The following is an 18,053-nucleotide window of genomic DNA, read 5'->3' as shown; positions in this document are numbered from 1 at the left end:
TCTAACCAAGGATAGGGTCACGTAGAAGGTGTCTACGTGACTGGAACGAATGGTGATTGAGAAACCAGTCTTTCAAAGTCAAATTTTAATCATCTAACAGATGATGCAGCATTCTATTTTTATCATCAAAAAATTGTTTCATAATCCGATAATGATTCGTTTCCTCGAGTGTATTTTCAATAATTCCTTCTTCCGTAAATTCAAAGATTTTTGCATCAGGATAAGCCATAATGATTGGCGAATGGGTAGCAATAATAAATTGGGAGTTCTCTTTCACCAAATCATGAATCCTTGTCAGCATCGACATCTGCCGCAGTGGGGAGAGGGCTGCTTCTGGTTCATCTAAAATGTATATCCCATTACCGCCAAACCGATGAAGAAACGTGGCAAAGAAGGCCTCACCATGCGACTGTTCATGCAGGGAAACACCTCCGAATGATTCAATGACCCTTCTCCCGCCGCCTCCTTTATCCAGCTCCTCAATATTAGAAGCAACATTATAAAAACTTTCAGCGCGCAGAAAAAATCCATCCTTAGGTTTTTCGATACCCTTTATTACTTTGAGATAGTCTGCAAGGGGAGAATGTGAATCATAGGTTGAAAAATTAAAATTAAAGGACCCTCCCTCTGGATTAAAACCAACTGCTACAGCAATCGCTTCAAGCAAGGTGGATTTACCCATGCCGTTCTCCCCAATCAGGAAAGTAACATTCGGATGAAAAGCTAGTTCGTCTAAGCCTCGCAAACTGGGCAGGTTAAAGGGATATTTATTAAAAGAAGGAATTTCATCTCTTTTCAGATTAATTCTTCGTAAATATTGAGTATTTATCATATTTATTACCCCAATTTTTATTTTAATAAGGAAAGTTAGCAGATTGATTAATATTAAAAGATAGCATATTTTTACTGCTTATCCTATATATTGATTTGTAATAATTATGGGATGAAAGTATATTGAATGAAAATTACGGTGACTTTACTTAATGTGAAGTCACCGCTTTTCTTTTTAAAAAAGAAATGCTTGACGTGCAACCAAATGGTGTTATATAGTCTTGATGTGAAACCAAATGGTTTCGTAATGAAGAGATAATCGCAGCATAATTCGAGGAGGCAATTAAAATGGGAAATGAGTCACAGGCAACATTAGAAGATATAAAGTATACAGTCGTTTACAATGCTCCAATTGCTAAAGTATGGGATGCAGTAGCTACAGCAGAAGGTCTGGGTGCGTGGTTCATGCCTAATGACCTTCAACCAGTTGAGGGTCATGAATTTCACTTAAATGCAGCGCAATTTGGTATGTCGCCATGTAAGGTAACACATGTCGATCCGCCTAACAAACTTTCATTTAATTGGGGAAAAGATTGGACACTAACTTTTGAATTAAAAGAACTGGATGATAAAACAGAGTTAACTCTTATCCATGGTGGCTGGGACGCTAACAAAGTTACAGAATTCGGTGCTCCTCATACTCCGATCCGCGATAACATGAATCAGGGCTGGGCAGGTCTTGTGAAAAAATTGCAAGCATATGTTGAGGCATAAATGGCGGCTTCATCGGCAAAGCATGATGTTTTTCAAGCAATCGCTGATCCAACAAGGCGCAAGCTGTTAAAACTTCTTAGCAAGGAAGAGATGCCTGTCACGGCGATAAGTGAACACTTTCCGATAAGCCGAACCGCTGTGTCCAAGCATTTACGTGTATTAGCTGATGCCGGGCTGGTTAAGGAACGGAAAGCGGGCAGGGAAACAAGGTACAAGCTTGAGCCGGAGCCTTTAAACGAACTAAAGGATTGGCTCCAATATTTTGAGCTATTTTGGGAAAATAAGCTCTCAGCACTTCGGCTATTTGTTGAGCCAGATGTAAAGGAAATCAAACATCTCCATCCGGCAACTGAAAAGCCAGAAGACAAAAAAGATTAAAAAAGTGATACCCATGTAAATATTGGGTATCACTTTTTTAGTTTTTAATGAGAGGTCTCCACGGCAGTCTTGGAATGTTGCAGATGACTTGTCACCCATCCAATACCTCCCGCTATTACTAGGTAGAAAAGTAAGATTAGTATTTGCTGTTGTAGTTGGGCCCAATCCCCTAGGGAGATAACATCTTGGAAGCTCCGTAATGAATGGGCCATTGGTAAAACATTACCGATCTTGCTTAGGATAGGATTACTCAATTCACCCGGGAATGTTCCACCACATGTAGCTAATTGTAAAACCAATAGTGTGACAGCCATAAATTTCCCTGCAACGCCAAACAATGTCACTAACATAAGGATGACCGTCATGAAGGTTAAGGAGACAATGACACTGGATACAATAAACAAGGGAACACTTACCACATGTACTTTGAATCCGAAAAGGACTACCAAATCGACAAATAACACTTGTATTAATGCGATTGAGTACTTAAGTCCGAGTTTATTAATAAAATGCTCTGTTCCATTAACCTTAAGATCCTGTCTGCGCCCTAATGGAAGGATGTTAGCTGCCATTATTCCACCTACATAAAATGCTAAAGATAGAAAATAGGGGGTAATTCCAGTCCCATAATTCGGAACCTCAGATAAATCCGATTCTACTAATTTGACTGGTTCTGAGAACATCGAGGTTAATTGGTTATTATTATGGATACTAGACGTTTGCATAGCAGCATCATTTAATTTTGTGGCTAACTCGTCGGAACCAACGCTCAATTGATCCAAACCATCTACTAACTGCTTGGTGCCGTTATCTAATTTACTTCCACCGTTTGCTAAATCAACTATTCCATTATTTATAGAGGAAAAACCAATTTTCCATTGAACGAAACCATTGGAAAATTGTACGGTTCCCTCAGATAATTTGTTTGCCCCGGTGGCAGCATCAGCCATTTTATCGCCAAGCTTTGTCATACCATCTTGGACTTTTGTTTGTCCTTGAACTAATTTGTTTGCCCCTTGAGCAAGTTGGACTTGACCACTTCTCAATGAATCAGCTGCTTTTGATAGGCCGGTTGACATGGCAGCAATTTGTTGGAAGGTAGGATCATTTTTCATATCAGGGTGATTTTGTAAAAATAGTTCTACTGCTTTCGATAATTCATCTGTCGTATTTTTCACCCCTGCTTGACCTTGAGATAACCTTTCACTATTCAAAGCCAAAGATTGCATGCCTTCCGTTAATTGTTCCATCCCAACTTCTACACTTGCATGACCTTCAGAAAGCTTTTCCATGCCATTAGAAAGTGCTAGTGAGCCCTCTTTTAAACCGGCAAGCCCATGAGTCAATTTTTGTTGACCGTTTGAAAGCCGATGACTCCCATCCTCTAACTTTTTTGCACCATCATTTAAGCGGTCGACACCATCTGACAGCTGGATCATTCCATTCTTAGCATCGATTGTTCCTTGATTAATTTTTGACGCACCATCGCCGGCATCACGTAAGCCGTCTGCTAATTCAACAAACTTTGAAAATACGCCATCTGCGTAGGATTTCGTGATGCTAGCTGCTATTTTTGTCTTCATTTCTTCCGTTGCGGTCGTACTAATTTGTGAGGCAACAAAGTTTTTTCCTGGATTTATTTTAAAATTTAGTTTTGCCTGCTCGGGATGTTCATCCATTAATGTACTAACTTTTTGTGAAAAATCTTTTGGAATCGTCAACACCATATAATATTTCCCGTCTTTCAATCCTTGGTTTGCGGTCTTTGCAGAGAGGAAATAGAATTTGAGATCCTTGTTTTCTTTTAAGTTTTTGACAAATTCCTGACCTGCCTCAATCGACTTGTTATCCATCATCGATCCATGATCTAGATTGACGACAGCGACAGGAAGTTGATCTAACCGTCCATAGGGATTCCAGTAACCAGCAAGAAAGAAACCAGAATAAATTAACGGAACGATTAATAGGAACACTAAGGCGATCCTTCCGTGCTTATGATGCCACATCATCTTTAAATCCCTAAATACTAAGTGAATTCCTTTCATAATGACCCCTTTACATTTAAGTTTTTTACATAACCACAATGATAAATACTTTTACGTATATTGTATAATATATAATTAGTTATCATTTAGTAGCTTTCAAGCTATTGATAAGGGGGCATAATTGATGGAGTTTTTACAATTACAGTATTTTCAAACAGTTGCCAGACTTGAGCATATGACCAAAGCCGCAGAAGAACTTCAAATTGCCCAACCCTCTTTAAGTAAAACCATAGCACGATTAGAGGAAGATTTGGGTGTTCCATTATTTGATCGGAAAAATCGACAGCTCCGGTTAAACGACTACGGGAAACTGTTTTTAGATCGAGTGAATCGGATATTTTTAGAATTAAATGAAGGGAAAAGAGAAATTGCTGAAAGAGCTCATCAAAAGCAAACACAAATTACTTTAGCGGTCAGTATTCCAAGGGTCCTTCCTGAGTTATTGAGTTCTTTTTTAAAGCTTTTTCCCGAAATTAAATTTCAACAAGTCCTAGAGTCAACCTCCTCAATGAAAAGCCGGCTGGAAAAGGCGGAGATTGATTTTGGTATTTCATCCGTGCCTATTGAGGGGACGGATATCGTCTGGGAACCGCTAATGACTGAAGAAATCTACTTAATTGTTCCCCCAGAACATCGTTTATCGAGGAGAGAAGAAATATTTCTTAATGAAGTAAAGGACGAGCCTATTATCGGTATGAATACTGGTTTCGGATTTAGAAACTTAACAGATGAATTTTGTCGTAAGGCAGGATTTGTTCCAAACATTGCTTTTGAAGGAGATGAGCCGGGGGTGATAGGGGATTTAGTTAAACAAGGTTTAGGGATTGCTTTTATTCCAGAAATTTCGTGGCTCCATCATACGAATCCCTTTCCGAACAAACTGAGAATCATTGAACCAAAATGCCAAAGGACCATTGGGTTAGGCTGGTCAAAGAGGCGATATTTATCTGAGGCGGGACAAGAATTTCGTCAGTATGTGATCGAGTACTTTTCAAAGCTTTCTCTTGAAAAAGCAAAAAAGGCCAGCAAGTGAATTGATGGCCTTTTCTGTATTATTTTTTAAGCGATGATTTCATTCGTACCATTTCGTCTAACAATAAAAGAGAGAATGATTAGAAAGCCAATCGTTACCAAGCTAACGGTTGTACCAATTAGATTATTTGGATTAAACACAAATCCAATAAAGATAATACTTAAAGATACAATGGCGAAGATGGTCGTATATGGAAACCATTTTACGTTAAATGCCGGTTGACTTTTGTAAAGTGGTCTTAGTTTTAACTGAGCTGCACAAATACTAATCCAGAGTAGCATGACCGTAAACCCTGGAATGGTCATGAGATAGCCGATTACCTGACTAGGTGTTAGATAGGCTAGGTAAACACCTGCTAGTATACATATACTTGTAAGCATTATTCCTGTTAATGGAATTCCCTTTGCAGAGAGTTTTGCTAACCCCCTATGTGCAACGCCACTTTGTGCCATGGAAAACAGTGTTCTGGATGTCGCATAAATACCTGAATTTGCAGCGGAAAGTACGGCTGTCAGCAGGACAAAATTCATAATATGTGCTGCTCCGGGCAACCCTGTTGTACTGAAGACCTGAACGAAAGGACTGTCTGCACCTGTAACCTTGTCCCAAGGCATGAGTCCACAAATGATTAGAATTGGTAATATATAAAAAATAATGACGCGCCAAACTGCCCCTTTAATAATCTTTGGCAATACTCGCTCAGCATCTTTTGTCTCGGTAACAGCGACCCCAATTAACTCCGCACCACCATACGAAAACATGACCACTAAAAAGGCGCTTAATGTTCCACCAATTCCATGCGGGAAAAATCCGCCATGTCCTGTGTAGTTAGCGAGCGGATCCTGGATCGAGCTTGGAATAATTCCTAATAGGAGTGAAAAGCCTAAAATGATAAACGCTATCAGCGCTATGATTTTAATTCCAGCAAACCAAAATTCAAGTTCCCCATAATTTTTTACTTGTGTTAAATTAATTCCTACGATTATAACTGCGCAAAGGAAACTTAACACCCATAATGGTATTGTAGGAAACCAAAATTGTAGGAAACTTCCCGCTGCTAATAATTCAACAACCGTAACAAGAATCCAGTTGATCCAGTAAAGCCATCCCACGATATATGAAACCTGGAATCCAAATGCTTTGTTTACTAAATGCTGTACATTTAAATTTGGAAAAGCAATCGCCATTTCCCCTAAGGCCGCCATTATGATAAATAGTAAAAGGCCGCCAATTAAATAGGCAATTACAACACTTGGTCCTGCAATCGCCAAGGTGTCGGAACTCCCTTTAAAAATCCCCGTACCAATCATACCAGCTAATGCTATAAACTGGACATGCCTCGGTAATAATCCTTTTTGTAAGTTCTGATGATTATTTTTCATGTTATTCCTACCCACTTATCTTTTTTGCTTAGACGCTTTTAAGCGCTAAAGTATTTTTTGATATTAATATACTACCATACTATTGAAAACTGTCAATTAGTGTCGAAAATTTTTCAGTGTATCCATATTTCTGTTTCTGGAAAAGCTTAGCCCATCCCATCCCATGATAATCTTGCTAAAGGGTTAAAATATTATCCATAAGAATTTTTTTTGGTTGAAGGAAACTTTGTTTGGAATGGCGAATATAATTAATTAAGGCAGGAGATGATTAATATGTTCGTAACCCCTCGATTGCAACGGAGGATTTTCATTTATTCATATGTATTTAGAAAACTAGGGATCCTAAGTGAACAGGAATATCAAAAAATCACGAACCAAGTACATGAGCACCATTGATTTTAGACAAACAAAAAGCACGCGAGATGGGCTCGCGTGCTTTTTTATGAAATTATGCTCATTTATTTTCTTATTAAGAAGAAATTTTTACTCTCTTTTGTGTTGTCGTCCATTTTCCGCGGCTTGGGCTAATTACCAAGTCATTATAGGCTAAGACATTTAAATCTCGTTGAATGGTGCGAGGAGTGATACCAAATTCCTCTACAAGTTCTTGCGTAGAAACAGTGCCGTTATTGCGGATAAACATGTAGATACATTTGATGCGGTTTAACATCCGGTTAGTTGAAGGTTTCAAAGAACCACTCCCTATCCTTTTTTCAAACCCATGGCAATACCCTGCTACCGACAGCCTATTTGAAGATTCCTCTTCAAGAATATGTAGTTTTCTTTTCCGCGCAGACATCTCCTTTTCATGGATGATTACTGTGGATACTTAGATGTCTTACATCTAACCTTATTGTAACCACAAAATCAGAAAATTTCCACCAATATACTTAAATTTACAAAATAAACATCTAATATTTACAAAAATCGTTCGGATTTTCGCCCTCCCTTACCATACTCTTACTATAGGTTATGGGCGATAATGTATGGATTATGACTAATTATTTGAATTTTTAGTTAAATTAGTTGATTTATTTTTTGCATAATAAAAAAACAACGTTTATTGAAGCAAAATTGATAAAATATTTACAATAATGATATTGTTATGGTGGAAGTGAATTCATCAACGATAGGAGGATTTACATCTGAGGAAGATTGATTGGTTGAGTGAAGTTGAAAAAAGAAAACAGTCCCTGATTACGGACACACAGGATTTATTTTGAATTGGCCATGAATGAATAAAAAATAAAAAGGGGATATGGGAGAATGAAATTTGCAATCTTGAATGGGGAAATTATTGAGCGTTCAGAAGCAAAGGTTGATGTGGAAGATCGCGGCTATCAATTTGGTGATGGTGTATACGAAGTTATCCGTGTCTACAACGGAAAAATGTTCACAGGAACGGAACACATGAATCGTTTTGTGAAAAGCTTGGATAGTATTGGGATTGTACTCCCGTATACTATGGAGCATTTAACGAAATTGTTAGAAGAGCTTGTTGCAAAAAATAATCTTCAGTTAGGGACCATTTATATGCAAATTACGAGAGGAGTCGCCCCTCGTAATCATGCGTTTCCGGCGGAAAATATAACTCCCAGCCTTGTAGCTTACACAAAGGAAGCGCTCAGACCTTTGGAAAGTTTGAAGAAGGGAGTAAAAACTATCGTAACAGAAGATATTCGTTGGCTGCGATGTGACATAAAAAGTTTGAATTTGCTAGGCAATCTATTAGCGAAACAAAAAGCGGCTGTTGAAGGTTGCTTTGAGGCGATCCAACATCGCAGCAGCAATGTTACCGAAGGAAGTTCGTCGAATATCTATATTGTCAAAAATGGTGTTGTTATCACGCATCCGTCGGATAACTTAATTTTAAAAGGAATTACAAAGGATGTAATATTGCAGATTTGTACTAGTAATAATATTGTGGTGGAAGAACGAATATTTACACTTGATGAATTGGCCTCTGCCGATGAAGTGTTCCTATCAAGTACTACTTCAGAGGTAATGCCGATTATTGAAGTGGATGGGAAAGAAGTTGCTGAGGGTATACCAGGACCTGTTACACGAAGGCTGCAAGAAGCATTTGAGCAAGAAATTGAAAAACAATGCGGGGCACTTAAAGATAAAACCCTTAATTAATTAAAAAAGACGTGAACACAAGTAAAGTGTCCACGTCTTTTTTAATTACTATTGAAATAGATCACTGGATAAATATCGTTCCCCCGTATCACAAGCAATACAAACGACCACATCATCTGGAGTTAAACGTTTGGCAACTTCCAATGCGGCGAAGCAAGCACCGCCAGAGGATGGTCCGACTAGAATTCCTTCTTCGACAGCCAACCGACGTGCGATATCATAGGCATCTTCATCATTGATTTGATGAATTTCATCATAGACATCTTGATTAAGAATAACTGGGATAAAACCTGGGCTTGTTCCAACCAGCTTGTGTTTACCTGGTTTTCCGCCGGATAAAACAGGTGAGCCTTTCGGTTCGACAACATGGACGGTTAAATTTTCATAATGCTCCTTTAATGTTTCCCCTGTGCCAGTGATGGTTCCTCCAGTTCCAGCTGTTGCGACAAAAGCTGCCAGCGGTTTACCGATTTCCTTCATCGCTTTGATAATTTCAACAGCAGTAGTGAATCGGTGCGCATCTGAATTTGCGGGATTTTCAAATTGCATGGGGACAAAACTATTTGGAATCTCACTTGCTAATTCAAGTGCTTTTTGGATAGCTCCGGGCATTTTTTCAGCCCCAGGTGTAAGAACAACCTCAGCCCCGTATGCCCTTAGGATGCTGATTCGTTCTTGTGTCATCGTATCGGGCATCACGATAATCGATTTATAGCCGCGAGCAGCAGCATTCATGGCAAGGCCAATCCCTGTATTTCCACTGGTCGGCTCAATAATCGTTGAACCTGCTATTAATTTTCCAGCCTTTTCTGCTTCGATAATCATATTAAAAGCTGCCCGGTCTTTAACGCTCTTGCTGGGATTAAAGTACTCCAGTTTTAAATAAACCGAGGCCCCGTCCTTTGGTGCTAAGCGATTTAGTTTCACTAATGGTGTATCTCCGATTAATTCAGCGATATTGTTGACTACTTTCATAGGGACCTTCCTTTCAATACCTTGTAGTAAGTTCTTAATTTATAGTTTCCTATCTAATAATAAATAAATTTATGCTCTATGTAAAAAATATCGGGTAATTGTCTGTTTGCTAATAGATACATTTAGGACAAAATAGACTAAAATTAACTAAAGAAAGGAAGATAACAATGGAACATCGATCCCATTTTTTCTTTGCCGTAAGAATACCAGAACAAACAAAATTTACGATGCAAGAACATATGGAAAAAATAAAGGAACGAATACCATTTAGCCGCTGGGTTCATTATCAAGATTTGCATATAACCCTAGCATTTCTAGGCAGTGCTCCACCTGATAAACTTACACTTGCAGAAAATAATGTTAAGGATGCCCTTAAAGATGAGAAGGCATTCACCCTGAAAATCAACAAACTTGGATTTTTCGGAAGTGCTGATTCTCCTCGTGTTTTTTGGGCCGATACCGAGGAAAGCAAACATTTACAAACGATCAGAAAAAAGGTGTTTTCTGCTTGTGAGAATGCAGGGTTTCAACTTGAAACCAGACCCTTTCGACCTCATATAACACTTGCTAGAAAGTGGGGCGGAGTCTATCCTTTCCAAAAGGAAATGCTTGATTTATGGGAAGAACTTCAGCCTAACCCTCTTTCATTTGAAGCAAGTGAAGTAGTATTATATCGGACAAACCTTAACAAAATACCCAAGTATGAAGCCCTAAAAATATATCCTTTAAATTACACAAAAACATAAAATTAAAATAAAGGTTGGTAATATGAAACAAATTTACTTTATTATTAATCCAAAAGCTGGAAATGGCCACTGCTTTAAGATTTGGGAACGGGTGGAACAGCAACTCAAAGGTGAACAGGTGTCCTACCTTGCATTCTTTACCGAATATCCAGGCCATGCCAATATCCTTGCCAGCCAAATTGCGTTAAAGAACCCTGAGCAAAAGATGATCATCGCTGTTGGCGGAGATGGAACGATGCATGAAGTGGTAAATGGAGCAGTGAAGGATAATAATATTACACTGGGATTTATCGCTGGTGGGTCTGGAAATGATTTTTCCAGAGGTTTTCAAATTCCTGTCGACCCCGTGGAAGCAATAGCAGTGATTCTCCGCCTCGCGAAACATAAGGGTCTGCCTATTGATATTGGGAAAATTACCATGGATGATTCGAATCAGCAATATTTTATTAACAATATGGGTGCTGGGTTTGATGCAATCATTTCTTATGAAGTTAATCAATCCCGGATGAAGGCTTTACTCAATAAACTTTCGTTGGGCAGGTTGGTTTATGTTTATTTTCTATTAAAAAAATTATTTACTTATAAAACCTCAACAATTGATTTATCAATTGACGGAGAAAAGCATATATTTGAACAAACATGGTTTGTAACGGTTTCCAATCAACCATATTATGGCGGTGGAATGAAAATTGCCCCTGTGGCCGAGCCTGATGATGGACTTTTTGATATAACCGTTGTTCAACGATTATCAAGGTGGAAGCTGTTACTCGTTTTTATCAGTGTGTTTTGGGGGAAGCACATCCATTTTAAAGAAGTGAAAACTTATAAAGGAAAGGATGTTTCTATCCAATCCCCTTCAACCCTTTTTGTTCACGCAGATGGGGAGCATATTGGATTTACTCCTTTGAATATACATCTTCAAGCAAGAGCTTTGGAAGTGTTGTCGAGAATAAAACGTCCGGAAGAAGTGGAGTTGAAAGAGAGGGACTCGAATGATTGCTACTGACCGAAATTTCTTTGCCTATCTAGATGAGATGAAGATCATTACGATTCTTCTACCACTTTCCTATCATCACGGTTTGTCATCCACTTTCTTGATTTCTAGTGATTTTCAAGAACATCCCTTGAAAATCATCGAGAAAAGACAAATAGATAATAATATGAAATATATTTGTGAATTTTCAAAAGATTATTCCTTTGAAAAACAATATGTGATTATTGATGAACATGGCGGGAAAACAGACCTGCATATTGGTGCAGTGATTCGAACGGACGCCTTTGACGAGAAATTCTATTATGACGGTAATGACCTTGGTGTTACCTTTCATGCTGGCCAAACCTGTTTTAAGCTATGGGCCCCAACCGCCACACAAGTTAAATTAAAGTTACGTCCTGCTAATAGCAGTTTTTCAGAAATTGTAAAAATGAAACGAGAGGATCGCGGCATATGGTCTGTTACTGTCAACCGTGAATTAGAATTCTATCAATATAGTTTCCTCATCCTAGTTAATCAAGAATGGCGAGAGGCTACAGATCCTTATGCTAAGGCTGTGTCGGTCAATGGCGAGTTTGGAGTGATTGTGAGGCTTGAGAAAACACATAGGCCGCGTCCTAACTTACCCGCTATTGAAAATGCCGTAGATGCAATTATTTATGAAACACATATCAGAGACTTAACGATTCACCCTAAAAGTGGTGTAAAGAATAAAGGACTTTATCTAGGTGCGGGCGAGCTAAATACAAAAGGGATAGACGATGAACCTACAGGATTATCTTATATAAAAGACCTTGGTATTACCCATATAGAATTCCTCCCCTTCCATGATTTTGCTGGCGTCGATGAACTGCAACCAAATAATGAATATAATTGGGGATATAATCCTCTCCATTTCAATGCTCCCGAAGGAAGCTATTCAACGAATCCTGCCGATCCATATTCAAGAATCATGGAGTTAAAACAGTTAATTGATCAAGTTCATAGTCTTGGACTACGAGTGATTATGGATGTGGTTTATAATCATGTTTACATCCGTGAGAATTCCTCCTTTGAAAAGGTGGTCCCGGGTTATTATTTCCGTCATAACGAAATTGGACTCCCCTCCAACGGTACTGGGGTTGGGAATGACATTGCATCAGAACGAAAAATGGTCAGAAAATATATTGTTGATTCGATTCGTTATTGGCTGGAGGAATATCATATCGATGGTTTTCGCTTTGATTTGATGGGGATATTGGATGTAGAGACCATGAACGAGGTAAGGAAAGTGTGCGACAGCCTGTCAGAAGGAACAATCATCATCGGTGAAGGCTGGAGTCTCAACACACCTCTTCCAGTTGAGCAGAAAGCAACAATAGCAAATCAGGCAAAAATGCCACAAATAGCTCAATTCAATGATAAATATCGTGATTGTATAAAAGGTAGTTCATTTAACTTGTTTGATAAAGGCTTTGCCTTAGGAAATGAGCACTATGTTGAGGCCGCTAATGAGGTTATAACGGGCAGTATCGGTTTTACGAAACAGGGGTTGGCCCTTTTTAATGAACCTTTTCAATCTGTGAACTATGTGGAGTGCCATGATAATCATACAATGTGGGATAAACTTATTGCCTGTCTCCCCGATGCAGAGGATTCGTTACGAATGAAATATCATCGTCTCGCAACGAGTATTGTCTTATTATCACAAGGAATTCCATTTCTCCACAGCGGCCAAGAGTTTTTTCGAACAAAAAAGGGTGATGGAAATAGTTATCGTTCTCCTGATCCAATCAATCAACTGGATTGGGATAGAAAGATTATATATAAAGAAAACGTAAAATATATTAAAGGACTTATTCAAATCCGTAAATCTCTTTCTTTTTTCCGAATGAGAACTTCTGCTGAAATCCGTGCAAATATACGCCAATTACCATTAGCAGCACCGATGTTGGGGTATTTGTTTAATAGGGAAAATGATGTAATCTTATTAATTAATCCTTCGTCAAAGAAGCAAGCGATTTCGATACCAGAAGGGGACTGGGCTGTTTTAGCTGACCATGAACAAGCTGAAATTTCCTCCAAAAAGATTTTGCATGGTGGCGAAGTTTTGATAGAGCCAGTTTCCATAAATGTTTTGCTGAAAAAATAGTTTCTTCAGATTTACTTGACGAAAAAAGGTATTCCGAGATAAAATTTATTAAGATGGCTATTGTGTGCAATGGTTTCAATAGCTTTTTTTTATTTCTTAAAAATAAAAAGCTGTTAATGAAACTGTGGTAATATAGGACCTTCCGGCAGCGCAGGTTTTACCTCTTAGAAATAAGGGGAATGAGCCCATTAGAACGGCATAAATTGAAGGTGAGCAATTTTGGATCATATACTAGGACAAGAATGGGAAATTACCCCTGCTGGAGGCAAAACAGGTGAAGCCTTTTATGCGAAACATAAAGACCAAAGGCTTTTTTTAAAGCGGAATTCTTCTCCGTTCCTTGCTGTACTCTCAGCAGAAGGCATCGTCCCAAAGCTTGTTTGGACAAAACGGTTGGAAAGTGGAGACGTCATAACTGCACAGCAGTGGCTTCCCGGCAGAGAGTTAAAGCCGTCTGAAATGAACCAAGAACTCGTGGCGAGACTGCTTAAGAAAATTCATTGCTCCGAGCCAATGCTAGGAATGTTAAGTCGATTAGAGAGCTCTCCAATGCATCCTGAACCGTTATTGCAAAGAGTTGCAAACGAGTTAGATGAAGAGGTACTCCTAATGCCTGAATCGCAAAAAGCAATGAACTTTTTAAAAAAAGAAGCTTTAAATGTTTATTGCGATGAAAAGGTGGTTTGTCATGGTGATGTCAACCATAACAATTGGCTGCTTGCAGAAGACAACCAGTTGTACTTGATTGATTGGGACGGGGCAATGATTGCCGACCCCGCCATTGACTTAGGGCTGCTCCTTTATTGGTATATTCCAGAAGAAAATTGGCAGGATTGGCTTAAGCTTTACGGAAAAAAGCTGACAGACAACCTAAGACTGCGCATGAAATGGTATGTGACCATTCAAACGCTTTCTTCTATCCAATGGTATAAAAATAAAAATCGCTTGGAAGAAATGAACAAATGGATAAAGTTCTTAGATGGAATTCTCTAGTTAAGAAAACTGACCAATATCGCTAACCCAATTGGATAAATTTTCTTGGTTTGATAAGATGTGTTGATCTAAATCTGCTGTGCCAACCCCATGTTGGCTGTACTGATATACTTCCTGTAAGATATTTTTAACATTTTGATCAACCTGTGTATTAACCATTAGGGATTTCACTAAGCGTTCCAGTTGTTCACATTCTGAAACGGACCCGCAGCAATCTGTTTGATGATTGTTTAATATATCTTTTAATAATGTAACTTGGTCACCATGACTTAATGGCATGAATGTACACCCTCTCAAGTGTTATTTAAAAAAAAGAACTCACACTGTTAGGTTGTGAATTCTTTTTTTGTTTATGCATCATCTTATTTCCATATAGTTAAACTTGTAAGGACAAATGGTGCATGATATGTAGTAAACAATATTATTTTTTTAGGAGTGTCATAAATGAGAGTCAGACATAAACCTTGGGCAAAGGAAAAAATAGAGCAGCATCCCCAATATATAGTTGCCAATCCAGAACAATATAAAGGAAAATGGCATGAAGTATTTGAAAACGATCATCCACTTCATATTGAAGTGGGTACAGGAAAAGGTCAATTTATTACGGAAATGGCGAAAGCAAATCCGGGGATTAATTATATTGGGATTGAAATATACGACAGTGTCATCATTACAGCTTTGGACCGCTTAATTGAAGCCGATTTACCGAACCTCAGGCTTCTTAACGTAGATGCAAATGATTTAGCAAAATACTTTACAAAGAATGATGTGGACCAAGTCTATTTAAACTTTTCTGACCCATGGCCAAAATATCGTCATAGAAAAAGAAGATTAACATATAAGGATTTCTTGAAGCTTTATGAGGATATTATGGTTAATGGTGGAGAAATCCATTTCAAAACCGACAACCAAGGGTTATTTGAAAATTCTTTAATGAGCTTTTCGGAGTACGGTTTATTATTAAAGTACATTAGTCTAGATCTTCATAAAAGTGATTATGAAGGTAACATCATGACAGAGTATGAAGAGAAATTTTCAGAAAAAGGAAGTCGCATTTATCGTTGTGAAGTAAAGTATCAAAACTAAATTTTAGGGACAGTTCAATTTTGAACTGTCCTTTTTCGTTTCTCTAAATAGTTAGTCAATGTTAATATATAGAAAAAGGCACAAAGGGGGATGGAAAGTTGGAAACATTAAAAATAGGCGGCGTAACATTGACTTGGTTATCTGGAGGGGTAACCAATTTAGACGGTGGTGCCATGTTTGGGGTTGTTCCAAAAGAGTTATGGTCTAAGAAATATCCACCCAATGTGAAAAATCAAATTGAATTGCCAACAGATCCCATGTTACTTCAAATGGATGGAAAGAATTTCTTAGTAGAAACCGGTATCGGAAAAGGAAAGTTAACGGAAAAGCAATTAAGAAATTTTGGAGTCACCAAGGAATCGGAGCTTGATGAATCATTAATAAAATTAGGGTTAAAAGCAGAGGAGATCGATTACATCCTGATGACCCATATGCATTTTGACCATGCAGGCGGCCTAACCAAGTTTGAAAATGAACAATATGTTTCTGCATTTCCCAATGCACAAATTATTACCTCACAAGTAGAATGGGACGAAATGCGTAACCCCAACATTCGTTCGAAAAATACATACTGGACAGAAAACTGGGAAGCCATTGAATCACAGGTGGTTCCTTTCAAGGAAAACTGGAATTTAGGGGCGATTACAATGGTCCATACGGGCGGGCATAGTGATGGACATTCCATCCTTATCGTAGAGGACGAGGGAGAAATGTTAATTCATATGGCAGATCTGATGGCAACACATGCCCACCAACCGGTATTATGGGTAATGGCCTATGATGATTACCCTATGACCTCAATAACGGCAAAGGAAAAATGGTTGCCATACGGCTTTAAAAAAAATGCATGGTACAGCTTTTATCATGATGCCTATTACCGGGCAGTGAAATGGGACGCTGACGGAAAGCAAATAGTGGAGAGCATAAAAAGGGAAAGTTAAAAGAAAAATAGCCGTATCCCTTTTAAGGAACGGCTATTTTGACTAAGAAACACTAGATAAATTACGCACGTCCAAAAGTGTCCCTGTTTGGGCATCAGCAATGAATTCAAATTGTTCGTTTGTGCCATTGTTGTTTTTAGAAATACCACCTTTGTAAACACGATAATTGATTTGCTGCTTTTCATACGGCTCTGCTTCCATATGTATCCATGACCCGCTAATCGGCCCATTCTGATTAAATTGTTTTTTGACTTGTTCTAATACTTTTTCAGGTGAAACATTGGTCTTACAGTTAATCATTTCTTTAGCAGCAAATCCACCGATAATACCAACTGCTGCACCGAGGAAAAACGACTTCCAATTCATAACAGGACCTCCAAAAAAATAAATTTGGAAAAGATTACTATCAAGAATTCTCTTCTTTAGTATATCGTATTTGCCATGTGGAACATAATATGACAAATATTAAATTCAATTGTTGGAAAGAGAAATCGAAGTTCTGTAATATAAAAATATCTACATAAACTACCAAAGAAATCCAAAGGAGCCTCAAAAAAAATGAATGAACAAACCTTAAAGCTTTTTCAAACGTTAACAGAGCTTCCAGGTGCCTCTGGAAATGAACACTTAGTAAGAAAATTCATGAGAGAACAACTGTCACAATACTCAGATGAAATTGTTCAAGACAATCTTGGCAGCATCTTTGGTGTGAAAAGAGGTACGGAGACTGGTCCAACCGTAATGGTAGCCGGTCATATGGATGAAGTGGGCTTCATGGTGACTGCTATAACGGATAATGGAATGCTTCGTTTTCAGCCGCTTGGCGGATGGTGGAGTCAGGTTATTCTTGCCCAGCGGGTTCAAGTAATGACAAATAATGGTCCGGTGATTGGTGTCGTTGGTTCCATTCCACCACATCTATTAGACGATGCAAAACGCAACAAACCAATGGAAATTAAAAACATGCTGATTGATATCGGCGCAGATGATCGTGAAGATGCAAAACGAATTGGGATTAAGCCAGGTCAGGCGATTTTGCCTATTTGTCCATTTACTCCAATGGCTAATCCGAAAAAAATATTAGCTAAAGCATGGGATAATCGCTACGGCTGTGGTTTAGCGATTGAATTGCTTCAAGAACTTAAAGATGAAACCTTGCCAAATACTCTCTATTCAGGTGCAACGGTGCAAGAAGAAGTAGGCTTACGTGGTGCCCAAACTGCCGCTAATATGATTAAACCTGACCTCTTTTTTGCACTGGATGCAAGTCCTGCCAACGATATGACAGGAGATAAACAAGAGTTTGGCCAATTAGGCAAAGGGGCCTTGCTCCGGATCCTTGACCGGTCAATGGTTACTCATCGCGGGATGAGAGAGTTTGTACTAGATACAGCGGAAACACATAATATCCGTTACCAATATTTTGTTTCACAGGGTGGAACAGATGCAGGTCGTGTCCATCAATCGAATGAGGGCGTTCCAAGTGCTGTCGTTGGTATTTGTTCTCGGTATATTCATACGCATGCTTCCATTGTTCATGTTGATGATTATGCAGCGGCTAAAGAGTTAATTGTTAAACTAGTCAAGGCTTGTGACCAAACAACGGTCGATTCCATTAAAGCCAACAGCTAATTTTAATGGGGGGCATTTTACAATATGCCTCCT

Annotated in this window: 18 protein-coding genes; 11 read left to right on the top strand and 7 right to left on the bottom strand. The window is 38.6% G+C overall.

Going from position 1 to position 18,053, the window contains the following annotated elements; all coding sequences use genetic code 11:
* Positions 1-85 precede the first annotated feature (85 nt).
* Positions 86-832 (bottom strand): AAA family ATPase, encoded by a 747-nt coding sequence (locus tag AB7942_RS12240; protein WP_335439091.1) that lies wholly within the window; start codon positions 830-832, stop codon positions 86-88.
* 287 nt (positions 833-1,119) lie between these two features.
* On the opposite strand from AB7942_RS12240, the gene AB7942_RS12235 reads away from it, so the two are divergent.
* Positions 1,120-1,545, top strand: a complete 426-nt coding sequence (locus AB7942_RS12235) for an SRPBCC family protein (RefSeq protein WP_168245371.1) — start codon at positions 1,120-1,122, stop codon at positions 1,543-1,545.
* Positions 1,546-1,923, top strand: a complete 378-nt coding sequence (locus AB7942_RS12230) for an ArsR/SmtB family transcription factor (protein ID WP_369447055.1) — start codon at positions 1,546-1,548, stop codon at positions 1,921-1,923.
* 44 nt (positions 1,924-1,967) lie between these two features.
* On the opposite strand, the gene AB7942_RS12225 is transcribed toward AB7942_RS12230, so the two are convergent.
* Positions 1,968-3,968 (bottom strand): YhgE/Pip family protein, encoded by a 2,001-nt coding sequence (locus AB7942_RS12225; protein ID WP_369447054.1) that lies wholly within the window; start codon positions 3,966-3,968, stop codon positions 1,968-1,970.
* Between the two features lie 124 nt (positions 3,969-4,092).
* Here AB7942_RS12225 and AB7942_RS12220 point away from each other — a divergent pair, with 124 nt between their 5' ends.
* Positions 4,093-5,001 carry a LysR family transcriptional regulator gene (locus tag AB7942_RS12220; protein ID WP_335439087.1) on the top strand — a complete coding sequence of 303 codons (909 nt, stop codon included), beginning with the start codon at positions 4,093-4,095 and terminating at the stop codon, positions 4,999-5,001.
* A gap of 26 nt (positions 5,002-5,027) precedes the next feature.
* On the opposite strand, the gene AB7942_RS12215 is transcribed toward AB7942_RS12220, so the two are convergent.
* Positions 5,028-6,383 carry an amino acid permease gene (locus tag AB7942_RS12215; RefSeq protein ID WP_369447053.1) on the bottom strand — a complete coding sequence of 452 codons (1,356 nt, stop codon included), beginning with the start codon at positions 6,381-6,383 and terminating at the stop codon, positions 5,028-5,030.
* A gap of 469 nt (positions 6,384-6,852) precedes the next feature.
* Positions 6,853-7,074, bottom strand: coding sequence for a DeoR family transcriptional regulator (locus AB7942_RS12210; RefSeq protein ID WP_369447052.1), 222 nt, complete (start codon positions 7,072-7,074; stop codon positions 6,853-6,855).
* A 575-nt stretch (positions 7,075-7,649) separates the two neighbouring features.
* Between AB7942_RS12210 and dat the strand changes: the two genes are divergently transcribed.
* Complete coding sequence (gene dat / locus AB7942_RS12205) at positions 7,650-8,522, top strand: D-amino-acid transaminase (RefSeq protein ID WP_335713369.1); 873 nt, start codon at positions 7,650-7,652, stop codon at positions 8,520-8,522.
* Between the two features lie 48 nt (positions 8,523-8,570).
* On the opposite strand, the gene cysK is transcribed toward dat, so the two are convergent.
* Complete coding sequence (gene cysK / locus AB7942_RS12200) at positions 8,571-9,497, bottom strand: cysteine synthase A (RefSeq protein ID WP_369447051.1); 927 nt, start codon at positions 9,495-9,497, stop codon at positions 8,571-8,573.
* 167 nt (positions 9,498-9,664) lie between these two features.
* Between cysK and thpR the strand changes: the two genes are divergently transcribed.
* From thpR to AB7942_RS12180, 4 genes are all read left to right on the top strand, one after another.
* The gene (thpR, locus tag AB7942_RS12195; protein WP_369447050.1) at positions 9,665-10,243 is read left to right on the top strand and encodes an RNA 2',3'-cyclic phosphodiesterase; all 579 of its coding nucleotides are present in this window, start codon (positions 9,665-9,667) and stop codon (positions 10,241-10,243) included.
* Positions 10,244-10,265: 22 nt separating this feature from the next.
* Positions 10,266-11,249, top strand: a complete 984-nt coding sequence (locus AB7942_RS12190; protein WP_369447049.1) for a diacylglycerol/lipid kinase family protein — start codon at positions 10,266-10,268, stop codon at positions 11,247-11,249.
* The gene (gene pulA, locus AB7942_RS12185; protein ID WP_369447048.1) at positions 11,236-13,368 is read left to right on the top strand and encodes a type I pullulanase; all 2,133 of its coding nucleotides are present in this window, start codon (positions 11,236-11,238) and stop codon (positions 13,366-13,368) included. Before AB7942_RS12190 ends, pulA begins: the two co-directional genes overlap by 14 nt.
* A gap of 219 nt (positions 13,369-13,587) precedes the next feature.
* Positions 13,588-14,361 carry a phosphotransferase gene (locus AB7942_RS12180; protein WP_335712604.1) on the top strand — a complete coding sequence of 258 codons (774 nt, stop codon included), beginning with the start codon at positions 13,588-13,590 and terminating at the stop codon, positions 14,359-14,361.
* Here the strand turns inward: AB7942_RS12180 and AB7942_RS12175 are convergent, their stop codons facing one another.
* Positions 14,362-14,640, bottom strand: coding sequence for a YtzH-like family protein (locus AB7942_RS12175; RefSeq protein WP_088089290.1), 279 nt, complete (start codon positions 14,638-14,640; stop codon positions 14,362-14,364).
* A gap of 165 nt (positions 14,641-14,805) precedes the next feature.
* Between AB7942_RS12175 and trmB the strand changes: the two genes are divergently transcribed.
* Together trmB and AB7942_RS12165 are read left to right on the top strand one after the other, a co-directional pair.
* Positions 14,806-15,447, top strand: coding sequence for a tRNA (guanosine(46)-N7)-methyltransferase TrmB (trmB, locus tag AB7942_RS12170; RefSeq protein ID WP_088089289.1), 642 nt, complete (start codon positions 14,806-14,808; stop codon positions 15,445-15,447).
* A 98-nt stretch (positions 15,448-15,545) separates the two neighbouring features.
* Positions 15,546-16,388: a YtnP family quorum-quenching lactonase gene (locus AB7942_RS12165; protein ID WP_369447047.1), complete on the top strand. Its 843-nt coding sequence runs from the start codon at positions 15,546-15,548 to the stop codon at positions 16,386-16,388.
* Between the two features lie 42 nt (positions 16,389-16,430).
* Here the strand turns inward: AB7942_RS12165 and AB7942_RS12160 are convergent, their stop codons facing one another.
* The gene (locus tag AB7942_RS12160) at positions 16,431-16,754 is read right to left on the bottom strand and encodes a PepSY domain-containing protein (RefSeq protein ID WP_088089287.1); all 324 of its coding nucleotides are present in this window, start codon (positions 16,752-16,754) and stop codon (positions 16,431-16,433) included.
* Positions 16,755-16,946: 192 nt separating this feature from the next.
* Here AB7942_RS12160 and AB7942_RS12155 point away from each other — a divergent pair, with 192 nt between their 5' ends.
* Entirely contained in the window at positions 16,947-18,020 is a 1,074-nt protein-coding gene (locus AB7942_RS12155; protein WP_335398976.1) for a M42 family metallopeptidase, read from the top strand.
* Positions 18,021-18,053: the final 33 nt, after the last annotated feature.

The organism is Neobacillus sp. BF23-41 (genome assembly GCF_041106275.1).
Note: the sequence above shows the minus strand (reverse complement) of the source record. Positions and strands in the feature narration are given on the sequence as shown.